At 63.4% G+C, this 18,251-nt stretch carries 16 protein-coding genes; 9 read left to right on the forward strand and 7 right to left on the reverse strand.

What is annotated here, in order from left to right; translation table 11 throughout:
- Nucleotides 1-382: 382 nt before the first annotated feature.
- Nucleotides 383-1,300: an ABC transporter substrate-binding protein gene (locus ACT9T4_RS25710; RefSeq protein ID WP_499119684.1), complete on the reverse strand. Its 918-nt coding sequence runs from the start codon at nucleotides 1,298-1,300 to the stop codon at nucleotides 383-385.
- A 372-nt stretch (nucleotides 1,301-1,672) separates the two neighbouring features.
- Between ACT9T4_RS25710 and ACT9T4_RS25715 the strand changes: the two genes are divergently transcribed.
- Nucleotides 1,673-2,398: a hypothetical protein gene (locus ACT9T4_RS25715; protein WP_082045905.1), complete on the forward strand. Its 726-nt coding sequence runs from the start codon at nucleotides 1,673-1,675 to the stop codon at nucleotides 2,396-2,398.
- 28 nt (nucleotides 2,399-2,426) lie between these two features.
- Here the strand turns inward: ACT9T4_RS25715 and ACT9T4_RS25720 are convergent, their stop codons facing one another.
- Nucleotides 2,427-2,765, reverse strand: a complete 339-nt coding sequence (locus tag ACT9T4_RS25720) for a zinc ribbon domain-containing protein YjdM (RefSeq protein ID WP_179539030.1) — start codon at nucleotides 2,763-2,765, stop codon at nucleotides 2,427-2,429.
- Nucleotides 2,766-3,239: 474 nt separating this feature from the next.
- On the opposite strand from ACT9T4_RS25720, the gene ACT9T4_RS25725 reads away from it, so the two are divergent.
- Nucleotides 3,240-4,133, forward strand: coding sequence for a YihY/virulence factor BrkB family protein (locus ACT9T4_RS25725; protein ID WP_042556187.1), 894 nt, complete (start codon nucleotides 3,240-3,242; stop codon nucleotides 4,131-4,133).
- On the opposite strand, the gene ACT9T4_RS25730 is transcribed toward ACT9T4_RS25725, so the two are convergent.
- Nucleotides 4,126-4,608 (reverse strand): LEA/WHy family protein, encoded by a 483-nt coding sequence (locus tag ACT9T4_RS25730; protein WP_499119686.1) that lies wholly within the window; start codon nucleotides 4,606-4,608, stop codon nucleotides 4,126-4,128. The genes ACT9T4_RS25725 and ACT9T4_RS25730 overlap by 8 nt on opposite strands.
- 58 nt (nucleotides 4,609-4,666) lie before the next feature.
- Nucleotides 4,667-5,302 carry a TetR family transcriptional regulator gene (locus tag ACT9T4_RS25735; protein WP_042556189.1) on the reverse strand — a complete coding sequence of 212 codons (636 nt, stop codon included), beginning with the start codon at nucleotides 5,300-5,302 and terminating at the stop codon, nucleotides 4,667-4,669.
- A gap of 201 nt (nucleotides 5,303-5,503) precedes the next feature.
- Here ACT9T4_RS25735 and ACT9T4_RS25740 point away from each other — a divergent pair, with 201 nt between their 5' ends.
- From ACT9T4_RS25740 to ACT9T4_RS25750, 3 genes are read left to right on the forward strand one after another with little or no spacing between them, the layout of a single operon-like run.
- Nucleotides 5,504-6,652: an efflux RND transporter periplasmic adaptor subunit gene (locus ACT9T4_RS25740; RefSeq protein ID WP_042556190.1), complete on the forward strand. Its 1,149-nt coding sequence runs from the start codon at nucleotides 5,504-5,506 to the stop codon at nucleotides 6,650-6,652.
- 14 nt (nucleotides 6,653-6,666) lie between these two features.
- Entirely contained in the window at nucleotides 6,667-9,810 is a 3,144-nt protein-coding gene (locus ACT9T4_RS25745) for an efflux RND transporter permease subunit (RefSeq protein WP_042556191.1), read from the forward strand.
- Nucleotides 9,807-11,261 carry an AdeC/AdeK/OprM family multidrug efflux complex outer membrane factor gene (locus tag ACT9T4_RS25750; RefSeq protein WP_499119690.1) on the forward strand — a complete coding sequence of 485 codons (1,455 nt, stop codon included), beginning with the start codon at nucleotides 9,807-9,809 and terminating at the stop codon, nucleotides 11,259-11,261. Before ACT9T4_RS25745 ends, ACT9T4_RS25750 begins: the two co-directional genes overlap by 4 nt.
- Nucleotides 11,262-11,327: 66 nt before the next feature.
- Here ACT9T4_RS25750 and ACT9T4_RS25755 read toward each other — a convergent pair whose 3' ends face one another.
- The 3 genes from ACT9T4_RS25755 to ACT9T4_RS25765 form a co-directional block, all read right to left on the reverse strand.
- Entirely contained in the window at nucleotides 11,328-11,987 is a 660-nt protein-coding gene (locus tag ACT9T4_RS25755; protein WP_042556193.1) for a DedA family protein, read from the reverse strand.
- 190 nt (nucleotides 11,988-12,177) lie between these two features.
- Nucleotides 12,178-12,612, reverse strand: a complete 435-nt coding sequence (locus ACT9T4_RS25760) for a hypothetical protein (protein ID WP_156152793.1) — start codon at nucleotides 12,610-12,612, stop codon at nucleotides 12,178-12,180.
- 120 nt (nucleotides 12,613-12,732) lie between these two features.
- Complete coding sequence (locus tag ACT9T4_RS25765; protein ID WP_052493861.1) at nucleotides 12,733-13,095, reverse strand: RcnB family protein; 363 nt, start codon at nucleotides 13,093-13,095, stop codon at nucleotides 12,733-12,735.
- 219 nt (nucleotides 13,096-13,314) lie between these two features.
- Here ACT9T4_RS25765 and ACT9T4_RS25770 point away from each other — a divergent pair, with 219 nt between their 5' ends.
- The 4 genes from ACT9T4_RS25770 to ACT9T4_RS25785 all read left to right on the forward strand — a co-directional run bounded on the left by ACT9T4_RS25770 (nucleotide 13,315) and on the right by ACT9T4_RS25785 (nucleotide 17,387).
- Nucleotides 13,315-13,704, forward strand: coding sequence for a DUF3592 domain-containing protein (locus tag ACT9T4_RS25770; RefSeq protein WP_042556195.1), 390 nt, complete (start codon nucleotides 13,315-13,317; stop codon nucleotides 13,702-13,704).
- A 273-nt stretch (nucleotides 13,705-13,977) separates the two neighbouring features.
- Nucleotides 13,978-14,541 carry an antibiotic biosynthesis monooxygenase gene (locus tag ACT9T4_RS25775; RefSeq protein ID WP_042556196.1) on the forward strand — a complete coding sequence of 188 codons (564 nt, stop codon included), beginning with the start codon at nucleotides 13,978-13,980 and terminating at the stop codon, nucleotides 14,539-14,541.
- A gap of 37 nt (nucleotides 14,542-14,578) precedes the next feature.
- Nucleotides 14,579-15,397: an alpha/beta fold hydrolase gene (locus ACT9T4_RS25780; RefSeq protein ID WP_042556197.1), complete on the forward strand. Its 819-nt coding sequence runs from the start codon at nucleotides 14,579-14,581 to the stop codon at nucleotides 15,395-15,397.
- A 148-nt stretch (nucleotides 15,398-15,545) separates the two neighbouring features.
- Entirely contained in the window at nucleotides 15,546-17,387 is a 1,842-nt protein-coding gene (locus tag ACT9T4_RS25785; RefSeq protein ID WP_499119694.1) for an amidohydrolase, read from the forward strand.
- The last annotated feature ends 864 nt before the right edge of the window (nucleotides 17,388-18,251 follow it).

Genomic DNA, 18,251 nt, shown 5'->3' on the forward strand with positions numbered 1-18,251 from the left:
GCGTGCTTTGGACCTCCAGCCACCATCGGGGTTGAATGGTTTTGGTGGGCTAAAGCCCCACCCTACGGTTTATGCCCTGGGGAGTAAGGTGGGTTTCAGCGCAGCACCACAAGCCACAGCCCGAGGTGCTGCACCGCGTGCTTTGGACCTCCAGCCACCATCGGGGTTGAATGGTTTTGGTGGGCTAAAGCCCCACCCTACGGTTTATGCCCCTGGGAGTAGGGTGGGTTTCAGCGCAGCACCACAAGCCACGGCCCGGTGTGCTGAACCGCGTGCTTTGGACCTCCAGCCACCATCGGGGTTGAATGGTTTTGGTGGGCTAAAGCCCCACCCTACGGTTGATGCACCTAGGGGTAGGGTGGGCTTCAGCCCACCGGCATTGTCAGCGATAAGCCGCCAGCACCTGGTCGATCTGCAGGTCCAGGCTCTGCAGACCACCGCCTGAGAGGTACCAGAGCGCCGGGTCCAGGTAGACGATACGCTTGGCCTGGGCAGCTGGTGTGGTGGAGAGCGGCGAGTGGGCCAGGGTGTCGACATCCAGCGGTGTGGCACCGATGGCCGCGCTGCGGTCGATGATGAAGATCACTTCCGGGTTGGCGGCGGCGATGGTCTGCGCGGTGACCGCTTGCGGGCGCTGGCGCGGCGCGCCGGGTGCCTGCGGTGCGGGTGCGGGCAGGGTGCGCTGGGCCTGCAACAGCGAATAGATCACCGGCTGCTCGGTCGGCGAGAAGCGGCCATCGTTGTGGGTCAGCACCAGCGTGCGCTTGTTCGAGGCTGCGACGACGTCGCGCGCCTTGTAGGCTTTGCTGCGCAGTGCGGCGAGCGCCTGCTGCGCCTCGGCGGATTTGTCGAAGAGCTGCGCGAGCAGATTGACGTTATGAGCCACCCCCGCGAAGTAGTCCCCTGCGGTGATGCCCATGTCCAGAGTCGGTGCCACCTGCTGCAGCGCATCGCGACTTTCGCCCTGACGCCCGGTGATCAGGATCAGTTGCGGCTGAAGGGCGCGTACCGTGTTCACGTCCGGGGTCTTCATGCCACCGGCGTCGCGCAGCTTGCCGGCCTTGTCGGCCAGATAGGGCGGCACGCTGGCAGGCGTCGCCACCACGCGATCACCGAAGCCCAGGGCGATCAAGGTGTCGTAGCTGCCGTAATCGAAACTGACCACCCGTTGTGGGTCGCGAGCGACGTCGACCTGCCCGTCGGCCTGGGCAACGCTGACGGTGCTGGCGCGTTGCTGGGTGTCGTGGCTGCAACCGGCGATGGCCAGGGCGAGCAGTGTAAACAGAGTGACCTTCTTCACCTCGATGATGCTCCTTGTCGTGATGGATCGCGGCTGACGTGCCGTCATCCTCAGGGCGGGGACCATAGCATTCGAGGCTGATCGAGAAGCTTTCTCAACGGGTAAAGATTGCAAACGCAGCGCAGCGCAGGCCTTTTACCTCGGGCTTTGTAAGGCTAATTTCAGGTGCTGGAAAACTTTGCACGATATTCGGGGGTCTATGTCGTTGGCTGGCGTGCGTCTCGACGCGGCGCCGTAACGGGCATAAATGCAGAACCTTGCTACTGTTATGTCATCTGCGGAAGGATGGATCGTGAGTTAATGGATTACTCGCACGTCTCTCGAGCTTACCAAACGGGTACCGCCACCACGCTGGCGGCGTTTTTCGTGTCTATGCGCAGCGCCCGCTGGCAGGGCGTGATGCTGCTGGTGCTGGTGCTCTCTCTGGGGGGCTGCGCCCGTAACCAGGACAACCGCGCCTTCCTCAGCAACAGTTCGCCCGCAGCGCCCAGCGAACTGTTCCAGACCCATTCCGACCGCCTTGCCACCATCGGCATGCGCAACAACCTGAACAGCCTCTACCGCGTGATGGGCAAGCTTTACCAGCGCAATCCACGGGAATGGCGCAAGAGCGGTCTCGGTGATCGTGAGGCCACCCAGCGTGCGGTGCAGCAGGCCATCGAGCAGGGCAGGCCGCCGGCGTCACTGGACGGCAGGCAGGACATCGTGGCCCTCAGCTACGCGCTGAGCCCGGAGTTTCAGGGAGACAGGGTCGGCGCGTTCATCTATGCCATCGGCAGCATGCTGGTCACCGCCCATGGCGGCAACACCCAGTTCTACATCACCGATACCATCGACGCGCAGTTCGTGCACAACGCTGCGCGCAATATCGAGAAGGCCACCTGGCTGCTGGCGACCCGGCGCGATGCCCAGGGCAATCCGTTGCTGTTGTCCAACGAGCTGTCCGAGCAGGGGCGCAACCTGAGCTTCGCCGTGGAGTTCGGCAAGATCGTCGCGCGCCTGGATTACCTCAGCGACGTGCTCGACGAGCGCTACCGGCGTATCGGCGTGAACTACGCCCACAGCCTGATGTTCCTGAACTTCCTGCCGGTGCAGTGAGCGCTCGCCGAGGCGAGCGCTCAGCGGGTCAGACCTTTCTGACGAACTCGGACTTGAGCTTCATCGCGCCGATCCCGTCGATCTTGCAGTCGATGTCATGGTCACCATCGACCAGGCGGATGCCCTTGACCTTGGTACCGACCTTGACCACCAGCGACGAGCCCTTGACCTTGAGGTCCTTGATCACGGTGATGGTGTCACCGTCCTGCAGCACATTGCCGACCGAATCCTTGATCACCTTGACGTCATCGGCCGCTTCGCTGGCATTGGCCGACCATTCGTGGGCGCATTCCGGGCAGACCAGTTGGGTGCCGTCTTCGTAGGTGTATTCGGAGTTGCAGGCGGGGCAGGGTGGCAGCGTGCTCACGGGGGATCCTTCTGAGACCAATGATAAAAAGGCCGCAGATTATATAGGGTTTTAGCCGTGGCCGGTTGATCGCGGCAGACGATCGGGGTTCTTGCCTGTCCGGTTGTGACGAATTGTCAACGAATCCGAAGGGCTGCGTCCTGTCAGGTAAGCTCGTCGGCGCAGCGCGTTCGAGAGCGCGCACGGATAACCCGAACTCATGCCGAGTTCGGTACCTCCAACCGTTAGGACCTGTTCACGATCTGCGGCACCTCGGCCCTGCGGCGTTGAAACAAACTGGATTGCCAGCCCAGTCGGAATGCTGACTTACAGTTCGTAAACGCCGCTTCCTCGATTATTTTCGCCTTGTATGGCGCGAGCTCGCCAAGCGTGAACAGGCTCTGTAGCAGCCGTCTGATCCGGGATCGGGCGCTGCATCTGCCGATGATTCACCGGGCCGCGAGCGTGCGGGCCGGCATAGCCAGTGGAGGCGCTATGTTTTTACCCAAGTTAGAGGGTGTCAGCCTGTTCCAGGTGATGAAGAAAACGGTGAGTGACTTCATCGAGGACGAGCTGCCCACCTACGCGTCGGCCCTGGCCTTCCAGATGTTCTTCTCGTTGTTTCCCTTTCTGTTGTTTCTGGTCGCGCTGATCAGCCTGCTGGACATGCAGCCGTTCTTCGACTGGCTGCGCCAACAGGCGGAGCTGGTGCTGCCGCAGTCCACGGTGGAGCTGGTCAACCCGGTCATCGATCAGTTGCAGACCCAGAAAGCCGGCCTGTTCTCCATCGGTATCGTGGTCGCGCTGTGGACGGCTTCGTCGGCGGTGCGCTCGACCATGGACGCGATGAACAAGGCCTATGGCGTGAAAGAGGGGCGCAAGCCCTGGAAGCGCATCCCCCTGTCGCTGCTCTACACCATCGGCATCGCCGCTGCCCTGCTCACCGCTGCCGCGCTGATGGTGCTCGGCCCGCAGGTGATGAGCTGGCTGGCGCAGCAGATCGGCATCGAGCAGATCGTCGTTACCCTGTGGAACTGGCTGCGCTGGCCGGTGGCGATTTCCCTGCTGATGATTGTCGTGGCGGTGGTGTACTTCGTGGCGCCGGATGTCGAGCAGCGCTTCCGCTTCATCACCCCGGGCTCGGTGCTGGCGGTGGTGGTGTGGATCGCCGCGTCGCTGGGCTTCGCCTATTACGCGCAGAACTTCGCCAACTACAACGCCACCTACGGCAGTATCGGGGCGATCATCATTTTCCTGCTGTACCTGCACATCTCCTGTGCGGTGCTGTTGTTCGGCGCCGAGCTCAATGCGGTGATCGAACATTTCTCGAAAGAAGGCAAGGCGCCGGGCGACAAGGAGATCCTGCCGGAAAACGAGCCCACTACCTGACACTGGGCTGTGCCGGTGGCCAGGTCAGTTGCCCGCTGTCGCTGAAGCGGCGGGTACCGAACAGGCCATCGGCGAGCTTGCCGCGCAGTTGATACGGCAGGCTCTGGCCAGGTTGATGGGCGCTGGCGCCCCAGGCTTGGCGGAACACCGAATAGGCGGAGATGGTCACCGGTACGCTGATCACGGTTTCGCCGAAGCGCGGTACCTGGCCGCTCTGGTCGCTGACGCCCCGGGCGAGGGGCTGATCATTGATATCCAGTTGCAGCGACACGCCATTGAAGTCGATGGCGCTTTCATTGGGGTTTTGCACCCGCAGCTTCACCGCGAAACGAACCTCCAGGCCCTCGCCCGGTAGGGGCTCGAGGCCGACCAGGTCGATGTGCAGCGGGTCGCGTGGCGCCCAGCTGGCGCAGGCGCCGAGGGTCGCCACCAGCAGCAGGATGCTCAGGTGACGCAGGGATGCGGCGAGGCGCATGGCATATCTCCGATGGCAGTCGATCATGCAGTTGTGACCGCACTCGACCGAGTTCGGCTCAGGCTGTGCGCAGTGCCTTGCTGTGCAGAAGCATGTCGATCATCGCTTCCACCATGGCATGGGCGTGGGCGCCGAGGTCATAGGCTTCCGGGTTGAGCAGCCAGTGTGCCTGGATGCCGTCCATATAGGCGTGCAGGCAGATGGCGGCGCGCTGGCAGTCGAGATCGGCAGGCAACTGGCCGCGGTTCACGGCATTGCGTAACGTCTTTGCAATGCGCTGATCGCAATCTTGGTTGAATGTTTGCATCTGTTGGCGCAGGTCGCCGAGTTCGGCGGTGTATTCGCATTTGTATTGCAGGATTTCTCCAACCCGGCGGCACTGGGCGTCGCTGTACATGCGCAGCAGCAGTTGCACCAGTAACTGGCGCATGCTGCCCAACGGGTCGGGCTCGTCTTCGCTCTCGCAGGCCCGGGCCAGCTCTTCCTGGGGCAGCATGAGGCGGTCCAGCATGGCCTGGAACACGTCCACCTTGTTCTGGAAGTGCCAATAGATGGCGCCTCGAGTCACACCTGCCGAAGCCGCGATATCGGCTAGCGAGGTGCTGGAAACGCCTTTGGCATAGAACACCCGCTCCGCTGCATCAAGGATGTGCGCTCGGGTTTCTTCGGCTTCCTCTTTGGTGCGTCTCACCATCTGGCAGGTCCCAGGAAATGAAAAAGTGGATGAAAACCCCGTCTCAGGGTCTGAGGCAGACCACAGTGTTACACAAATGATGCGTTTACAAACATTCTCGGATGTAAGTATATTTACCACCTATCTCCCAGTATCCACCTCGGCTATCTGCCAGGTACCGCCCGTGCGGCTCGAATCAATATGAAAATGAGGTCCTTTCAGATGCAGAAGAAGCCAGCCTTCGCCGCTATGGTTTCCGCTATCGCTCTGGCCACGCTGACGCTCGCTGGTTGCAGCGAAGACGCCGCGCCACCACCGCAACAGGCGCCTACCGTCGGTATCGTCACCCTGCAGGCCGAGCCCTACACGCTGACCACCGAACTGCCGGGCCGCACCGCCGCCTTCCGTATCGCCGAAGTGCGTCCGCAGGTCGATGGCATCATCCAGAAGCGTCTGTTCCAGGAAGGTTCTGAAGTCAAGGCTGGCCAGCAGCTGTACCAGATCGATGCGTCGGTCTATGAAGCCGCTGCCAAGAGCGCCCAGGCGACCCTGGCTTCGGCCAAGTCGCTGGCCGAGCGCTACAAGGATCTGGTCGCCGACCAGGCCGTGAGCCGTCAGGCCTACGATGAAGCCCAGGCTGCCCGTCTGCAGGCCGAAGCGTCGCTGGAGCAGGCGCGCATCAACGTGCGTTACACCAAGGTGATGGCGCCCATCGCCGGTCGCGTCGGTCGTTCCGCGGTCACCGAGGGTGCCCTGGTCAGCAACGGCCAGACCAACGCCATGGCGACCATTCAGCAACTCGATCCGATCTACGTCGACGTGACTCAGCCCACCAAGGATCTACTGCGTCTGCGCCGCGAGCTGGAAAGCGGTCAGTTGCAGAAGGCAGGCGACAACGCCGCCAAGGTTCAACTGCGTCTCGAAGACGGCAGCAACTACGAGCATGAAGGCACCCTGGAATTCTCCGAAGTGTCGGTCGACGAGGGCACCGGTTCGGTCACCCTGCGCGCCGTGTTCCCCAACCCGGATCACAACCTGCTGCCCGGCATGTTCGTGCATGCGCGCCTGGCTGCCGGTGTGAACAAGCAAGCCATCCTCGCGCCCCAGCAAGGCGTCACCCGCAACTCCAAAGGTGAGCCGACCGCCCTGGTGGTCAATGCCGAGAACAAGGTCGAGCTGCGTCAGCTCAAGGCCGAGCGCACCGCGGGCAACCGCTGGCTGATCCTCGAAGGCCTGAACCCTGGCGACAAGCTGATCACCGAAGGTCTGCAGTTCGTGCAGCCAGGCGCCGAGGTGAAGACCACCGACGCGAAGAACGTGGCAGAACCGCAGCAGCAGGCGTCGGCTTCCGACCAGGCTGACAACCGCTAAGGAGCGATTTCACGATGTCGAATTTCTTCATCGACAGGCCCATCTTCGCCTGGGTGATCGCGCTGGTGATCATGCTGGCGGGCGGTCTGTCCATCCTCAAGTTGCCGGTCAACCAGTACCCGAGCATCGCGGCCCCCGCCGTGAGCATCCAGGTCAACTACCCGGGTGCTTCCGCACAGACCGTGCAAGACACCGTGGTCCAGGTGATCGAGCAGCAAATGAACGGTATCGACGGGCTGCGTTACATCAGCTCGGCGAGCAACTCCGATGGCAGCATGGAGATCACCGTTACCTTCAACCAGGGTACCAACCCGGACATCGCTCAGGTTCAGGTCCAGAACAAGCTGCAGCTTGCTACTCCGCTGCTGCCTCAGGAAGTGCAACAGCAGGGCCTGCGCGTCACCAAGGCCGTGAAGAACTTCCTGCTGGTCATCGGCGTGGTTTCCACCGACGGCAGCATGACCAACCAGGATCTCTCCAACTACATCGTCGCCAACATGCAGGACCCGATCTCCCGTACCTCGGGCGTCGGTGACTTCCAGGTGTTCGGTGCCCAGTACGCCATGCGTATCTGGCTGGATCCGGCCAAGCTCAACAACTTCCAGCTGACTCCGGTCGACGTGCGTAGCGCGGTCGAAGCGCAGAACGTGCAGATCTCCTCCGGTCAGTTCGGCGGCCTGCCTGCTGGCCCGGGTCAGCAACTCAACGCCACCATCATCGGCAAGACCCGTCTGCAGACCCCGGAGCAGTTCCGCGAGATTCTGCTCAAGGTCAACCGTGACGGTTCCCAGGTTCGTCTGGGCGATGTCGCCCGAGTCGAGCTGGGCGGCGAGAACTACAACATCCGCGCCCAGTTCAACGGCAACCCGGCATCGGGTCTGGCGATCAAGCTGGCCACCGGGGCCAACGCCCTGGATACCGCCAAGGCGATTCGCGCGACCATCGATGAGCTCAAGCCTTTCTTCCCGGCCGGGATGGAAGTGGTCATGCCGTACGACTCCACCCCCGTGGTGCAGGAGTCCATTCACGGCGTGATCATGACCCTGATCGAAGCCTTCGTGCTGGTCTTCCTGGTCATGTACCTGTTCCTGCAGAACTTCCGTGCGACCCTGATCCCGACCCTCGCCGTACCGGTGGTGTTGCTGGGTACCTTCGGTGTGCTCGCGGTATTCGGCTACAGCATCAACACCCTGACCATGTTCGCCATGATCCTGGCCATCGGCCTGCTGGTGGACGACGCCATCGTGGTGGTGGAAAACGTCGAGCGGGTCATGCGCGAGGAGGGGCTCTCGCCACTCGAAGCGACGCGCAAATCCATGGGCCAGATCCAGGGCGCGCTGGTGGGCATCGGCGTGGTGCTGTCGGCGGTACTGCTGCCCATGGCCTTCTTCGGCGGCTCGGTGGGGGTCATCTACCGGCAGTTCTCCATCACCATCGTTTCGGCCATGGTGCTCTCGGTGATCCTCGCCCTGATCTTCACCCCGGCGCTGTGCGCCACCATGCTCAAGCCCATCGCCAAGGGCGACCATCACGAGAAGCGTGGTTTCTTCGGCTGGTTCAACCGCACCTTCGAGCGTAGCGTCAACAGCTACGAGCGTGGCGTGCGTGGCGTGGTCAAGCGCAAGGCGCCGTTCCTGATCATCTATGCGGTGATCGTTGCGGTCGCGGGCTGGTTGTTCACCCTGATTCCCTCGGCGTTCCTGCCCGAGGAAGATCAGGGCGTGCTGTTCGCTCAGGTACAGACTCCGTCGGGTTCCAGCGCCGAGCGTACCCAGGCTGTCGTCGACGACATGCGCAAGTACCTGCTCGAAGACGAGAAGGACGTGGTCAACTCGGTGTTCACCGTAACCGGCTTCAACTTCGCCGGCCGTGGCCAGAGTTCGGGCATGGCGTTCATCATGCTCAAGCCGTGGTCCGAGCGTACCGCTGCCGGTACCAGCGTTGCCGAGTTGGCGCAGCGTGCTCAGGGCCGGTTCTTCGGTGGTGAGTTCCGCGATGCCATGGTCTTCGCCTTCGCTCCGCCTGCGGTCATGGAACTGGGTAACGCCACCGGTTTCAACCTGTTCCTGCAGGATCGCGCCGGCGTCGGCCAGGCTACCTTGAACGAGGCTCGTGACAAGTTCCTGCAACTGGCCAACCAGAGCCCTGTGCTGTCCAGCGTGCGGGCCAACGGTCTGCTCGACGAACCGCAGTACAAGCTGCTGATCGACGACGAGAAGGTGCGCACCCTGGGTGTCTCCCTGTCGGACGTCAACAGCACCCTGCAAATCGGTTGGGGTGGCAGTTACGTCAACGACTTCATCGATCGCGGCCGGGTCAAGAAGGTCTATCTGCAGGGTGAAAGCGACTCGCGCATGAACCCTGAAGACCTGAGCAAATGGCACGTGCGCAACGACCAGGGCCAGATGGTCCCGTTCAGCGCCTTCGCCACCGGCGAATGGACCTACGGGTCGCCCAAGCTGTCGCGCTACAACGGTGTGAGCGCCATCGAGATTCTCGGTGCGCCGGCGCCAGGGCACAGTTCGGGTGAGGCCATGGCCGAAGTCGAGCGCATCGCTGCCGAGCTGCCGCAGGGTGTCGGTTTCGACTGGACCGGTCAGTCCTACGAGGAGCGCTTGGCGGGTTCGCAGACGCTGGCACTCTATGCGCTGTCGCTGCTGGTGGTGTTCCTCTGCCTGGCGGCACTGTACGAAAGCTGGTCGATTCCGTTCTCGGTGATCCTGGTGGTTCCGCTGGGTATCCTCGGCGCCTTGCTGTTCACCCTGGGGCGTGGGTTGTCCAACGACGTGTTCTTCCAGGTGGGCCTGATCACCACCATCGGCTTGTCGGCGCGTAACGCGATTCTCATCGTCGAGTTCGCCAAGTCGCTGCACGAGCAGGGCATGAGCCACCTCGAGGCCGCGGTGGAAGCCTGCCGCATGCGTCTGCGTCCGATCATCATGACCTCGCTGGCCTTCATCCTCGGTGTGGTACCGCTGGCGATTTCCAGCGGCGCCGGTGCCGGCAGCAAACACGCCATCGGTACGGGCGTGATCGGCGGCATGATCACCGCCGCGGTGCTGGCTATCTTCTGGATTCCGCTGTTCTATGTGGTCGTCAGCTCTATGTTCAAGGACAAGAGCGCCAAAAAAATCAACGATGAGGAGGCCGTCCAGTGAGGCAGTCCCTGTTGTCTCTGGCAGTCGCGGGCATCGTGCTCAGCGGCTGCACCATGATCCCCGACTACCAGCGCCCCGAGGCGTCGGTAGAGGCAGCCTGGCCCCAGGGCAAGGCTTACGAGGGCAGCAACCTGCAGGGCGCCGTCGCCGCAGCCGATCTCGGCTGGCGCGAGTTCCTGCGTGACCCGGCGCTGCAGCGTCTGGTGGAAACCGCGCTGAACAACAACCGCGACCTGCGCGTCGCCGCGTTGAACGTCGACGCCTATCGCGCCCAGTACCGCATCCAGCGATCCGAGTTGTTCCCCAACATCTCGGCCGATGGCAGCGGTACCCGTCAGCGCACGCCAGCCGATCTGTCGCAGACCGGCCGCTCCGCCGTGGGCGGGCAGTACAGCGCCACCGTCGGTGTGAATGCCTGGGAAGTCGACTTCTTCGGTCGCCTGCGCAGCCTCAACGAGCAGACCCTGCAGCAGTACTTCGCGACCGAAGAAGCGCAGCGCAGCACGCAGATCAGCCTGATCGCCAGTGTGGCCAACGCCTACCTGACCCTGCAGGCCGATGAAGCGCTGCTCAAACTGACCCGCGAGACGCTGGGCACCTTCCAGCGCAGCCTGGAACTGACCCAGCGCAGCTTCGACGTCGGCGTGACCGATGCCCTGTCTCTGAGCCAGGCGCGCACCTCGGTGCAGACCGCTCAGGCCAACCTGGCGCAGTACACCCGTCAGGTGGCGCAGGACCGCAACGCCCTGGGCGTGCTGCTCGGTGGCCCCGTGCCGGCCGATCTGCCTCAAGGCGAAGGCCTGAGCAAGCAGCTGCTGGCCGACGTTCCCGCTGGCCTGCCGTCCGATCTGCTGCAGCGTCGTCCCGACGTGCTGCAGGCCGAGCGTGAACTGCTCGCCGCCAATGCCAGCATCGGCGCCGCGCGTGCCGCGTTCTTCCCGAGCATCAGCCTGACCGCCAACGCCGGCACCGCCAGCAGCCAGCTGTCGGGGCTGTTCGATGGTGGTTCGGGTACCTGGCTGTTCCAGCCGCAGATCAACCTGCCGATCTTCACGGCCGGGCGTCTGCGCGCCAACCTCGACTATGCCGAGATCCAGAAGAACATTCAGGTGGCGACCTACGAGAAGGCGATCCAGACCGCCTTCCAGGAAGTCTCCGACGGCCTGGCTGCCCGGGGTACCTATGAAGAGCAACTGCAGGCGCAACGCAGCCTGGTGGCGACTTCCGAGAACTACTACGATCTCGCCGATCGCCGCTTCCGTACTGGCGTGGACAGCTACCTGACCCTGCTCGATGCGCAGCGCCAGCTGTTCAGCGCGCAGCAGGAGCTGATCGGTGTGCGTCTGTCGCAGCTCACCAGCGAGATCGAGCTCTACAAAGCGCTCGGCGGTGGCTGGAACGAACGTACCCAGACAGCCCCCGCACCTGCACCCGCCGCCCCGCAGTCCTGACCGACAGCGGCAAGGCAAGAAAAAGCCCCGGAATTCCGGGGCTTTTTCATGTCTGCGATTCGCCGGTCAAGGCGTCTGCACACGGGCCGAGCTGTTCATCTTGTGGCGGATCAGCTGGATCACGCCTGGCAGGATCGATACCACGATGATGCCGATGATCAGGTAGTGCAGGTTGCTCTGTACCGCCGGCAGGTTGCCGAAGAAGTAGCCGCCGTAAGTGAACAGGGTCACCCAGAGAATCGCCCCGACCACGTTGTAGGCCGCGAAGTGGGCGTAGTTCATGCGGCCCATGCCGGCGACGAAGGGCGCGAAGGTCCGCACGATGGGGACGAAGCGCGCCAGGATGATGGTCTTGCCGCCGTGCCGGGCATAGAAGTTCTGGGTCACCTCCAGGTGACTGCGGCGAAAGATCTTCGAGTCCGGGTTGCTGAACAGCTTCTGGCCCATGAAGCGGCCGATGGTGTAGTTCAGTGCGTCGCCGAGAATCGCCGCGGTGATCAGCAGCAGTACCAGCAGGTGCACATTCATGGTGCCGTGCACGGCGATGGCACCGGCCACGAACAGCAACGAGTCGCCCGGCAGGAAAGGGGTGACCACCAGGCCGGTTTCACAGAACACGATCAGGAACAGGATCGCGTAGATCCAGGTGCCGTACTGGGCGGTCAAGGCCGCCAGGTGCTGGTCGATATGCAGAATGAAATCGATAACCAGGTGAATGAATTCCATCGAGGGCTCCAACGATATGCGCAGCCCGGTGCGTTCAGGGGAGGGCTGCTTGAGGGCGGCATTATGCGCGCGTCAGCGTGCACAGGCGCGTGTTACAGGGTCAAGGCAGGGGTTTGAGCCGTCAGGCGGGCAAGCGTTCCGTGGATTGGTCGCGGGGCGACGAAAACCTTGAAACGGTAATGGGCTGCGCTCAGCGGCGCGGCTTCTCGGGGATCTGCAATTCGGTGGTCTGTGCTTCATTGGCCGGCATCGCCAGTGGCTCGTTGCCGTTGGGATCCTGCAAGGCACGTTGCCTGGCATTGGCCGCCATCTTCTCCGACCAGGCGACTTGCAGGTCGCGGTACTGCGGCGCGACCACGGCACTGTTGAGGCGTGCCTGCTCCTGCCAGAACGCCGCGTCACCGCGCCACCAGGGATCTTCACCGGGCGCAGGCGGCTCGACCACCTGCGGCTTGTGCGTTGCAACGGCGGGCACCACCTCGAAGACCTCGGGCGCGGTCTGCTGCGGCGCACCTCGCAGCATGGCGAGCAGATAGGCACCGCCATACGCCAGCGCGGCGCCGACGGCTATCGCCGTGGCACCGCGCATGAGCTCGCTACGATGGGTTCGAACTGAAGCTTTCATCATCCATCCCTAGAAGAGAAAGGGCCGACATATGATCATGGCGGAAACGTCAGTGAATAATAGCCATTTACGCGCCGCTGATAAGCTTTATTTCAGCGCCGGAACGCTGCGCCAGAGCGGTTACTTGCCCTTGATGATGCGCTGGATGGTGCCGGTGTTGTTATTCAACAACACATAGTCGGTACCGATCTTCACCCACTGCTCGTGTTCCTTGTCTTCCGGCTCGGGCAGGTCATGTTTTTTCAGGTCCTTGATGGCGTAATCCTCGCGCCAGTACTTGTGCGGCGCCGGGGTACCTTCCTTGAGATCACCGATGTGCATCGGGTCCTTGGCCTGCGGGTCTTCCTGATCAGGCTGCTGCTTGAGCACCTGCTCCTGATAGACCTCGCGGGCAGGTTCCTGCTCTGCAGGATCGGCCGCGTGGGCAAGACCCGCGACCATCAGGCTGGCGAGCAGAACGCTGAGGGTATTGGTGGTTTTCATCGGTGACTCTCCTTAATCCGTGTCCATGATTATGGACAGGGGGAGGTTGCAGAAAACTCAACCTAAATTTTCACGGGCTATCGGCCGCCGGATATTTCGGACGTGCGGTGTTACGTACGGGAGGAGGGAGATCATACAACCGCCGAACGGTGCGGTTTTTCCATGAACCTTCGCTTCGCTAATGCGCCTACTGATGACGTTCCACTATTCGAGTCCGTCATGCCTGTTTCCGTGTTTCTCGCCCTAGTCTTCGGTTGTGTCGGCGCCGTGTTGGTAGGCATTGGCCTGTCCCGTCGCCGCGCCAGCCAGGATTGGCAGTTGGCTCAGGGGCGAATCATCGCCAGTGACTGGGGGCTCAATACCTCGAGCCGCTACCCGCGCTTCGAGTGGCGCGACGAGCACGGCAACCTGCACATGCACGAAAGCAGCATGAGCAGCTGGCGCCACTACCGCAAAGGCGATGCGGTCTCGGTGCGCTACGACCCGGCGTTCCCCAAGCGCGCGGTGATCGACACCGCGGTACAGCGTGGCGCCTCGTTCTTCTGGCTGGGCGTGCTGCTGTTGAGCATCGCCGGCCTGTTCCTGCTCGTCGAGCTGGTACTGCAGTAGCCACGCCCTGCGGCCGATCCCCTCGGCTTGCGACGATTCAGCACATACGTCCAATCGATAAGCCGACCCCGGCGGCATAGTGGCTGCACGGTCGTCGTGCGCCTCAGGGCCCGACTCCGGGATGCCGCTGGCGCTCGTTGCATGGCCCTGCGGTTCGTCGATTTTTGCCACGAGGGTCAGCCCCTTGAAGCCGTTGCTGCGCGCCTCGCCATCCACCGTCGAGCGTCTGCGTGTGTGGCCCGGCTGCGTGCATCTGGCAGGAGGCCAGTGACCATGACTGCCGTTCAACCCAGCGACGTGGTGACCCTGGTCATCCAGCACAAGGTGCGCCCCGGTCATGTGCCGGCCTACGAGGCCTGGCTCAAGCGTGCCCTGACGGCCGCCGAGCAGCAGAGCGGTCACCTGGGCGTGAACGTGATTCGCTCGGACGGGCAGAGCGACACCTTCACCACCGTCCTGCGTTTCGCCGAAAGCTGGCAGCTGGACGAGTGGATCGCCTCCGACCGCCGCCGCCTGCTGATCGACGAAGTGCTGCCACTGCTCGACGGCGGCGACCAGACCCAGGTCAGCCGCGATCACGAATTCTGGTTCACCCCCGAACACGCCCAGGCTGCGCAACCGCCGAAGTGGAAGCAGGCCGTACTGACCTACCTGGTCATCTGCCCGCTGACCATGCTCATCCCCCAGTTTTGGCTGCCGCTGTTCCAGCAGTACCCGGCCCTGGGCGCGGTGGTACCGAGCAACCTGCTGATCACCCTGTGCATCGTCGTGCCGGTGGTGTTCTGGATCATGCCGGCAGTTACTCGCTGTTGCGCGGGCTGGCTGAGCGCCCGTTGATTTCCCCATCCATTGCGATACCCGAGAGGAAACGCCCATGAGCACGTTCACGACCCGCGACGGCACCGAGATCTATTTCAAGGATTGGGGCAGCGGCAAGCCCGTCCTGTTCAGCCATGGCTGGCCGCTGGACGCGGACATGTGGGACTACCAGATGGAGTACCTGAGCAGCCGTGGCTACCGCACCATCGCCTTCGACCGTCGCGGCTTCGGGCGCTCCAGCCAGCCGTGGACCGGCTACGACTACGACACCTTCGCCGACGACATCGCTGAACTGATTGAGCACCTCGACCTGCGTGACGTGACCCTGGTGGGCTTCTCCATGGGCGGCGGCGACGTGACCCGCTACATCGGCCGCCACGGTACCTCGCGGGTCGCCAAGCTGGCGCTGCTCGGCGCGGTGACGCCGATCTTCGGCAAGGCGGCGGACTTCCCCGAGGGCGTCGACGAGTCGGTATTCGCGGGCATCAAGGCCGGCCTGCTCAAGGATCGCGCGCAGTTCATCGCCGATTTCGCTACCCCCTTCTATGGCATCGACAAGGGCCAGCAAGTCTCCGCTGGCGTGCTCGCTCAGACCCTCAACATTGCCCTGCTGGCCTCGCTCAAGGGCACCGTGGACTGCGTGAGCGCATTCTCGCAAACCGACTTCCGCGCCGACGTGGCCAAGGTCGACGTGCCGACCCTGGTGATCCACGGCGACGCCGACGCCATCGTGCCTTTCGCGACCACCGGCAGGCTCGCCGCGCAGATGATCGAGGGCTCCGAACTGAAGGTCTACGAGGGCGCGCCCCACGGTTTCGCCGTGACCCACCAGCAGCGCCTCAACGAAGACCTGCTGGCCTTCGTGTCCCGCTAACCGACCGGAGCGCCCCGCCATGACTTCAGATCCCAAAGATCCCAAGCGCCGCCAGGTCGTCGCTGCCGGCAGCCTGCTCGGCGCCGCCGGCGCGCTCTGGTCCGCCTTACCTTTCGCCGGTCGCGCCGGCTACGCATTCGGAGCGAACATGAACGACGCCGACCTGATCCTGCTCAACGGCAAATTCCACACCGTCGACCCCGAGCGGCCCCAGGCCACCGCGGTCGCCATCAAGGACGGCCGCTTCATCGCCGTGGGTAGCGACGCCGAAGCCATGGCCACCAAGGGCGCAGGCAGCAAGGTCATCGACCTGAACAAGCGCACCGCGATTCCCGGCCTCAACGACTCGCACCTGCACCTGATTCGTGGCGGCCTGAACTACAACCTGGAGCTGCGCTGGGAAGGCGTGCCGTCCCTGGCCGATGCCCTGCGCATGCTCAAGGACCAGGCCGACCGCACACCCACGCCACAGTGGGTGCGCGTGGTCGGCGGCTGGAACGAATTCCAGTTCGCCGAAAAGCGCATGCCGACCCTGGCCGAGATCAACCAGGCGGCGCCGGACACCCCGGTATTCCTGCTGCACCTCTATGACCGCGCCCTGCTCAACCGTGCCGCACTGCGGGTGGTTGGCTATACCAAAGACACGCCTAACCCGCCCGGTGGCGAGATCCAGCGTGACAGCAGCGGGGAACCGACCGGCATGCTGATCGCCCGGCCCAACGCGATGATCCTCTACTCGACGCTGTCGAAGGGGCCGGCGCTGCCTCTGGACTATCAGGTCAACTCCACCCGGCAGTTCATGCGTGAACTCAACCGCCTCGGCTTGACCAGCGCCATCGATGCCGGCGGCGGTTACCAGAACTACCCCGACGACTACCAGGTGATCCAGCAACTGGCCGACGCCGATCAGCTCACCGTGCGCATCGCCTATAACCTGTTCACCCAGAAGCCCAAGGAAGAACTGGCCGACTTCCAGAAATGGACCAAGACCGTCACCTACGGCCAGGGCACCGATTACTTCCGCCACAACGGCGCAGGGGAGATGCTGGCGTTCTCCGCCGCCGACTTCGAAGATTTCCTCGAGCCGCGCCCGGACCTGCCTGCCGGCATGGAGGCCGATCTCGAGCCGGTGGTGCGTCACCTCGTCGAGCACCGCTGGCCGTTCCGCCTGCACGCCACCTACGACGAATCCATCTCGCGCATGCTCGACGTTTTCGAGAAGGTCAACCGTGACATCCCGTTCAATGGCCTGCCGTGGTTCTTCGACCACGCGGAAACCATCACCCCGCGCAACATCGAGCGGGTCAGGGCGCTCGGCGGCGGCATCGCCATCCAGCACCGCATGGACTTCCAGGGCGAGTACTTCGTCGACCGCTACGGCGCCAAGGCAGCCGAAGCCACGCCCCCGATCAAGCGCATGCTCGCCGAAGGCGTGCCGGTCGGTGCGGGTACCGATGCCACCCGCGTCGCCAGCTACAACCCCTGGACATCGCTGTACTGGCTGGTCAGCGGCAAGACCGTGGGCGGCACCGCGCTGTACCCCGAAGGTCTGTCCCGCGCCGTCGCCCTGCAACTGTTCACCCAGGGCAGTGCCTGGTTCTCCAGTGAACAGGGCAAGAAGGGCCAGATCAAGGTCGGGCAACTGGCTGACGTGGCGGTGCTCTCGGCGGATTACTTCAGCGTGACGGAAGAAGCCATCAAGCACCTCGAGTCGGTCCTCACCGTGGTCGGCGGCAAGGTCGTCTATGGCGCCGGCGAATTCGACAAACTCGGCAACCCGCCGCTGCCGGTCCTGCCTGAATGGTCCCCGGTGGCCAAGGTGCCTGGGCACTGGAAACCGTCCGCACCGCTGCAAGCCGCCGTGCATCAGTGCATCGGCTCCTGCGCCGTGCATGCCCACAGCCATGAGCGCGCCCGGCAGAGCAAGGTGCCGATCAGCGACTACGCCGGCTTCTGGGGCGCCTTCGGCTGCTCGTGCTTCGCGTTCTAGAACCGGCCTCGTTGTTCCCACGCTCTGCGCGAGAACGACGGGCCGCATTAAACCGTGGGAGCGGGCCATGCCCGCGATTCGCGCGCATGGCGACGCTCCCACAGGTGAGTAGGCGATTGGCGAGGCATGGGCGCCGTAGGGTGGATGACGCTTTTTTCATCCACCAAGCGATTTTGGCTCCGGTGGATGGATAAGGCGTTATCCACCCCAGGGGATTGTGGGAGCGGGCCATGCCCGCGATTCGCGCGCATGGCGACGCTCCCACAGGTGAGTAGGCGATTGGCGAGGCATGGGCTCCGTAGGGGGTATGACGCTTTTTTCATCCACCAAGCGATCGCGGCTCCGGTGGATGGATAAGGCGTTATCCACCCCACGGAATTGTGGGAGCGGGCCACGCCCGCGATTCGCGCGCATGGCGAAGCTCCCACAGGTAAGGAGGCGATTGGCAAGTCATGGGCGCCCGTAGGGTGGATGACGCTTTTTTCATCCACCACGTGACCGCGGTTCCGGTGGATGGATAAGGCGTTACCCACCCCACGGAATTGTGGGAGCGGGCCATGCCCGCGAATCGCGCGCATGGCGACGCTCCCACAGGTAAGGAGGCAATTGGCGAGGCATGGGCGCCCGTAGGGTGGATGACGCTTTTTTCATCCACCAAGCGATTTCGGCTCCGGTGGATGGATAAGGCGTTATCCACCCCACGGAATTGTGGGAGCGGGCCATGCCCGCGATTCGCGCGCATGGCGACGCTCCCACAGGTAAGGAGGCAATTGGCGAGGCATGGGCGCCGTAGGGTGGATGACGCTTTTTTCATCCACCACGTGACCGCGGTTCCGGTGGATGGATAAGGCGTTACCCACCCCA

The organism is Pseudomonas sp. SZ40 (assembly GCF_052958135.1).

What these genes read in the sequence shown, in the direction of transcription:
- ACT9T4_RS25775 (WP_042556196.1), top strand. Translation starts at nt 13,978, where the DNA reads ATGACTGCCGTTCAACCCAGCGACGTGGTGACCCTGGTCATCCAGCAC.
- ACT9T4_RS25780 (WP_042556197.1), top strand. Translation starts at nt 14,579, where the DNA reads ATGAGCACGTTCACGACCCGCGACGGCACCGAGATCTATTTCAAGGAT.
- ACT9T4_RS25730 (WP_499119686.1), bottom strand. Translation starts at nt 4,608, where the DNA reads ATGCGCCTCGCCGCATCCCTGCGTCACCTGAGCATCCTGCTGCTGGTG.
- ACT9T4_RS25785 (WP_499119694.1), top strand. Translation starts at nt 15,546, where the DNA reads ATGAACGACGCCGACCTGATCCTGCTCAACGGCAAATTCCACACCGTC.
- ACT9T4_RS25760 (WP_156152793.1), bottom strand. Translation starts at nt 12,612, where the DNA reads ATGAAAGCTTCAGTTCGAACCCATCGTAGCGAGCTCATGCGCGGTGCC.
- ACT9T4_RS25745 (WP_042556191.1), top strand. Translation starts at nt 6,667, where the DNA reads ATGTCGAATTTCTTCATCGACAGGCCCATCTTCGCCTGGGTGATCGCG.
- ACT9T4_RS25770 (WP_042556195.1), top strand. Translation starts at nt 13,315, where the DNA reads ATGCCTGTTTCCGTGTTTCTCGCCCTAGTCTTCGGTTGTGTCGGCGCC.
- ACT9T4_RS25715 (WP_082045905.1), top strand. Translation starts at nt 1,673, where the DNA reads ATGCGCAGCGCCCGCTGGCAGGGCGTGATGCTGCTGGTGCTGGTGCTC.
- ACT9T4_RS25765 (WP_052493861.1), bottom strand. Translation starts at nt 13,095, where the DNA reads ATGAAAACCACCAATACCCTCAGCGTTCTGCTCGCCAGCCTGATGGTC.
- ACT9T4_RS25740 (WP_042556190.1), top strand. Translation starts at nt 5,504, where the DNA reads ATGCAGAAGAAGCCAGCCTTCGCCGCTATGGTTTCCGCTATCGCTCTG.
- ACT9T4_RS25725 (WP_042556187.1), top strand. Translation starts at nt 3,240, where the DNA reads ATGTTTTTACCCAAGTTAGAGGGTGTCAGCCTGTTCCAGGTGATGAAG.
- ACT9T4_RS25755 (WP_042556193.1), bottom strand. Translation starts at nt 11,987, where the DNA reads ATGGAATTCATTCACCTGGTTATCGATTTCATTCTGCATATCGACCAG.
- ACT9T4_RS25735 (WP_042556189.1), bottom strand. Translation starts at nt 5,302, where the DNA reads ATGGTGAGACGCACCAAAGAGGAAGCCGAAGAAACCCGAGCGCACATC.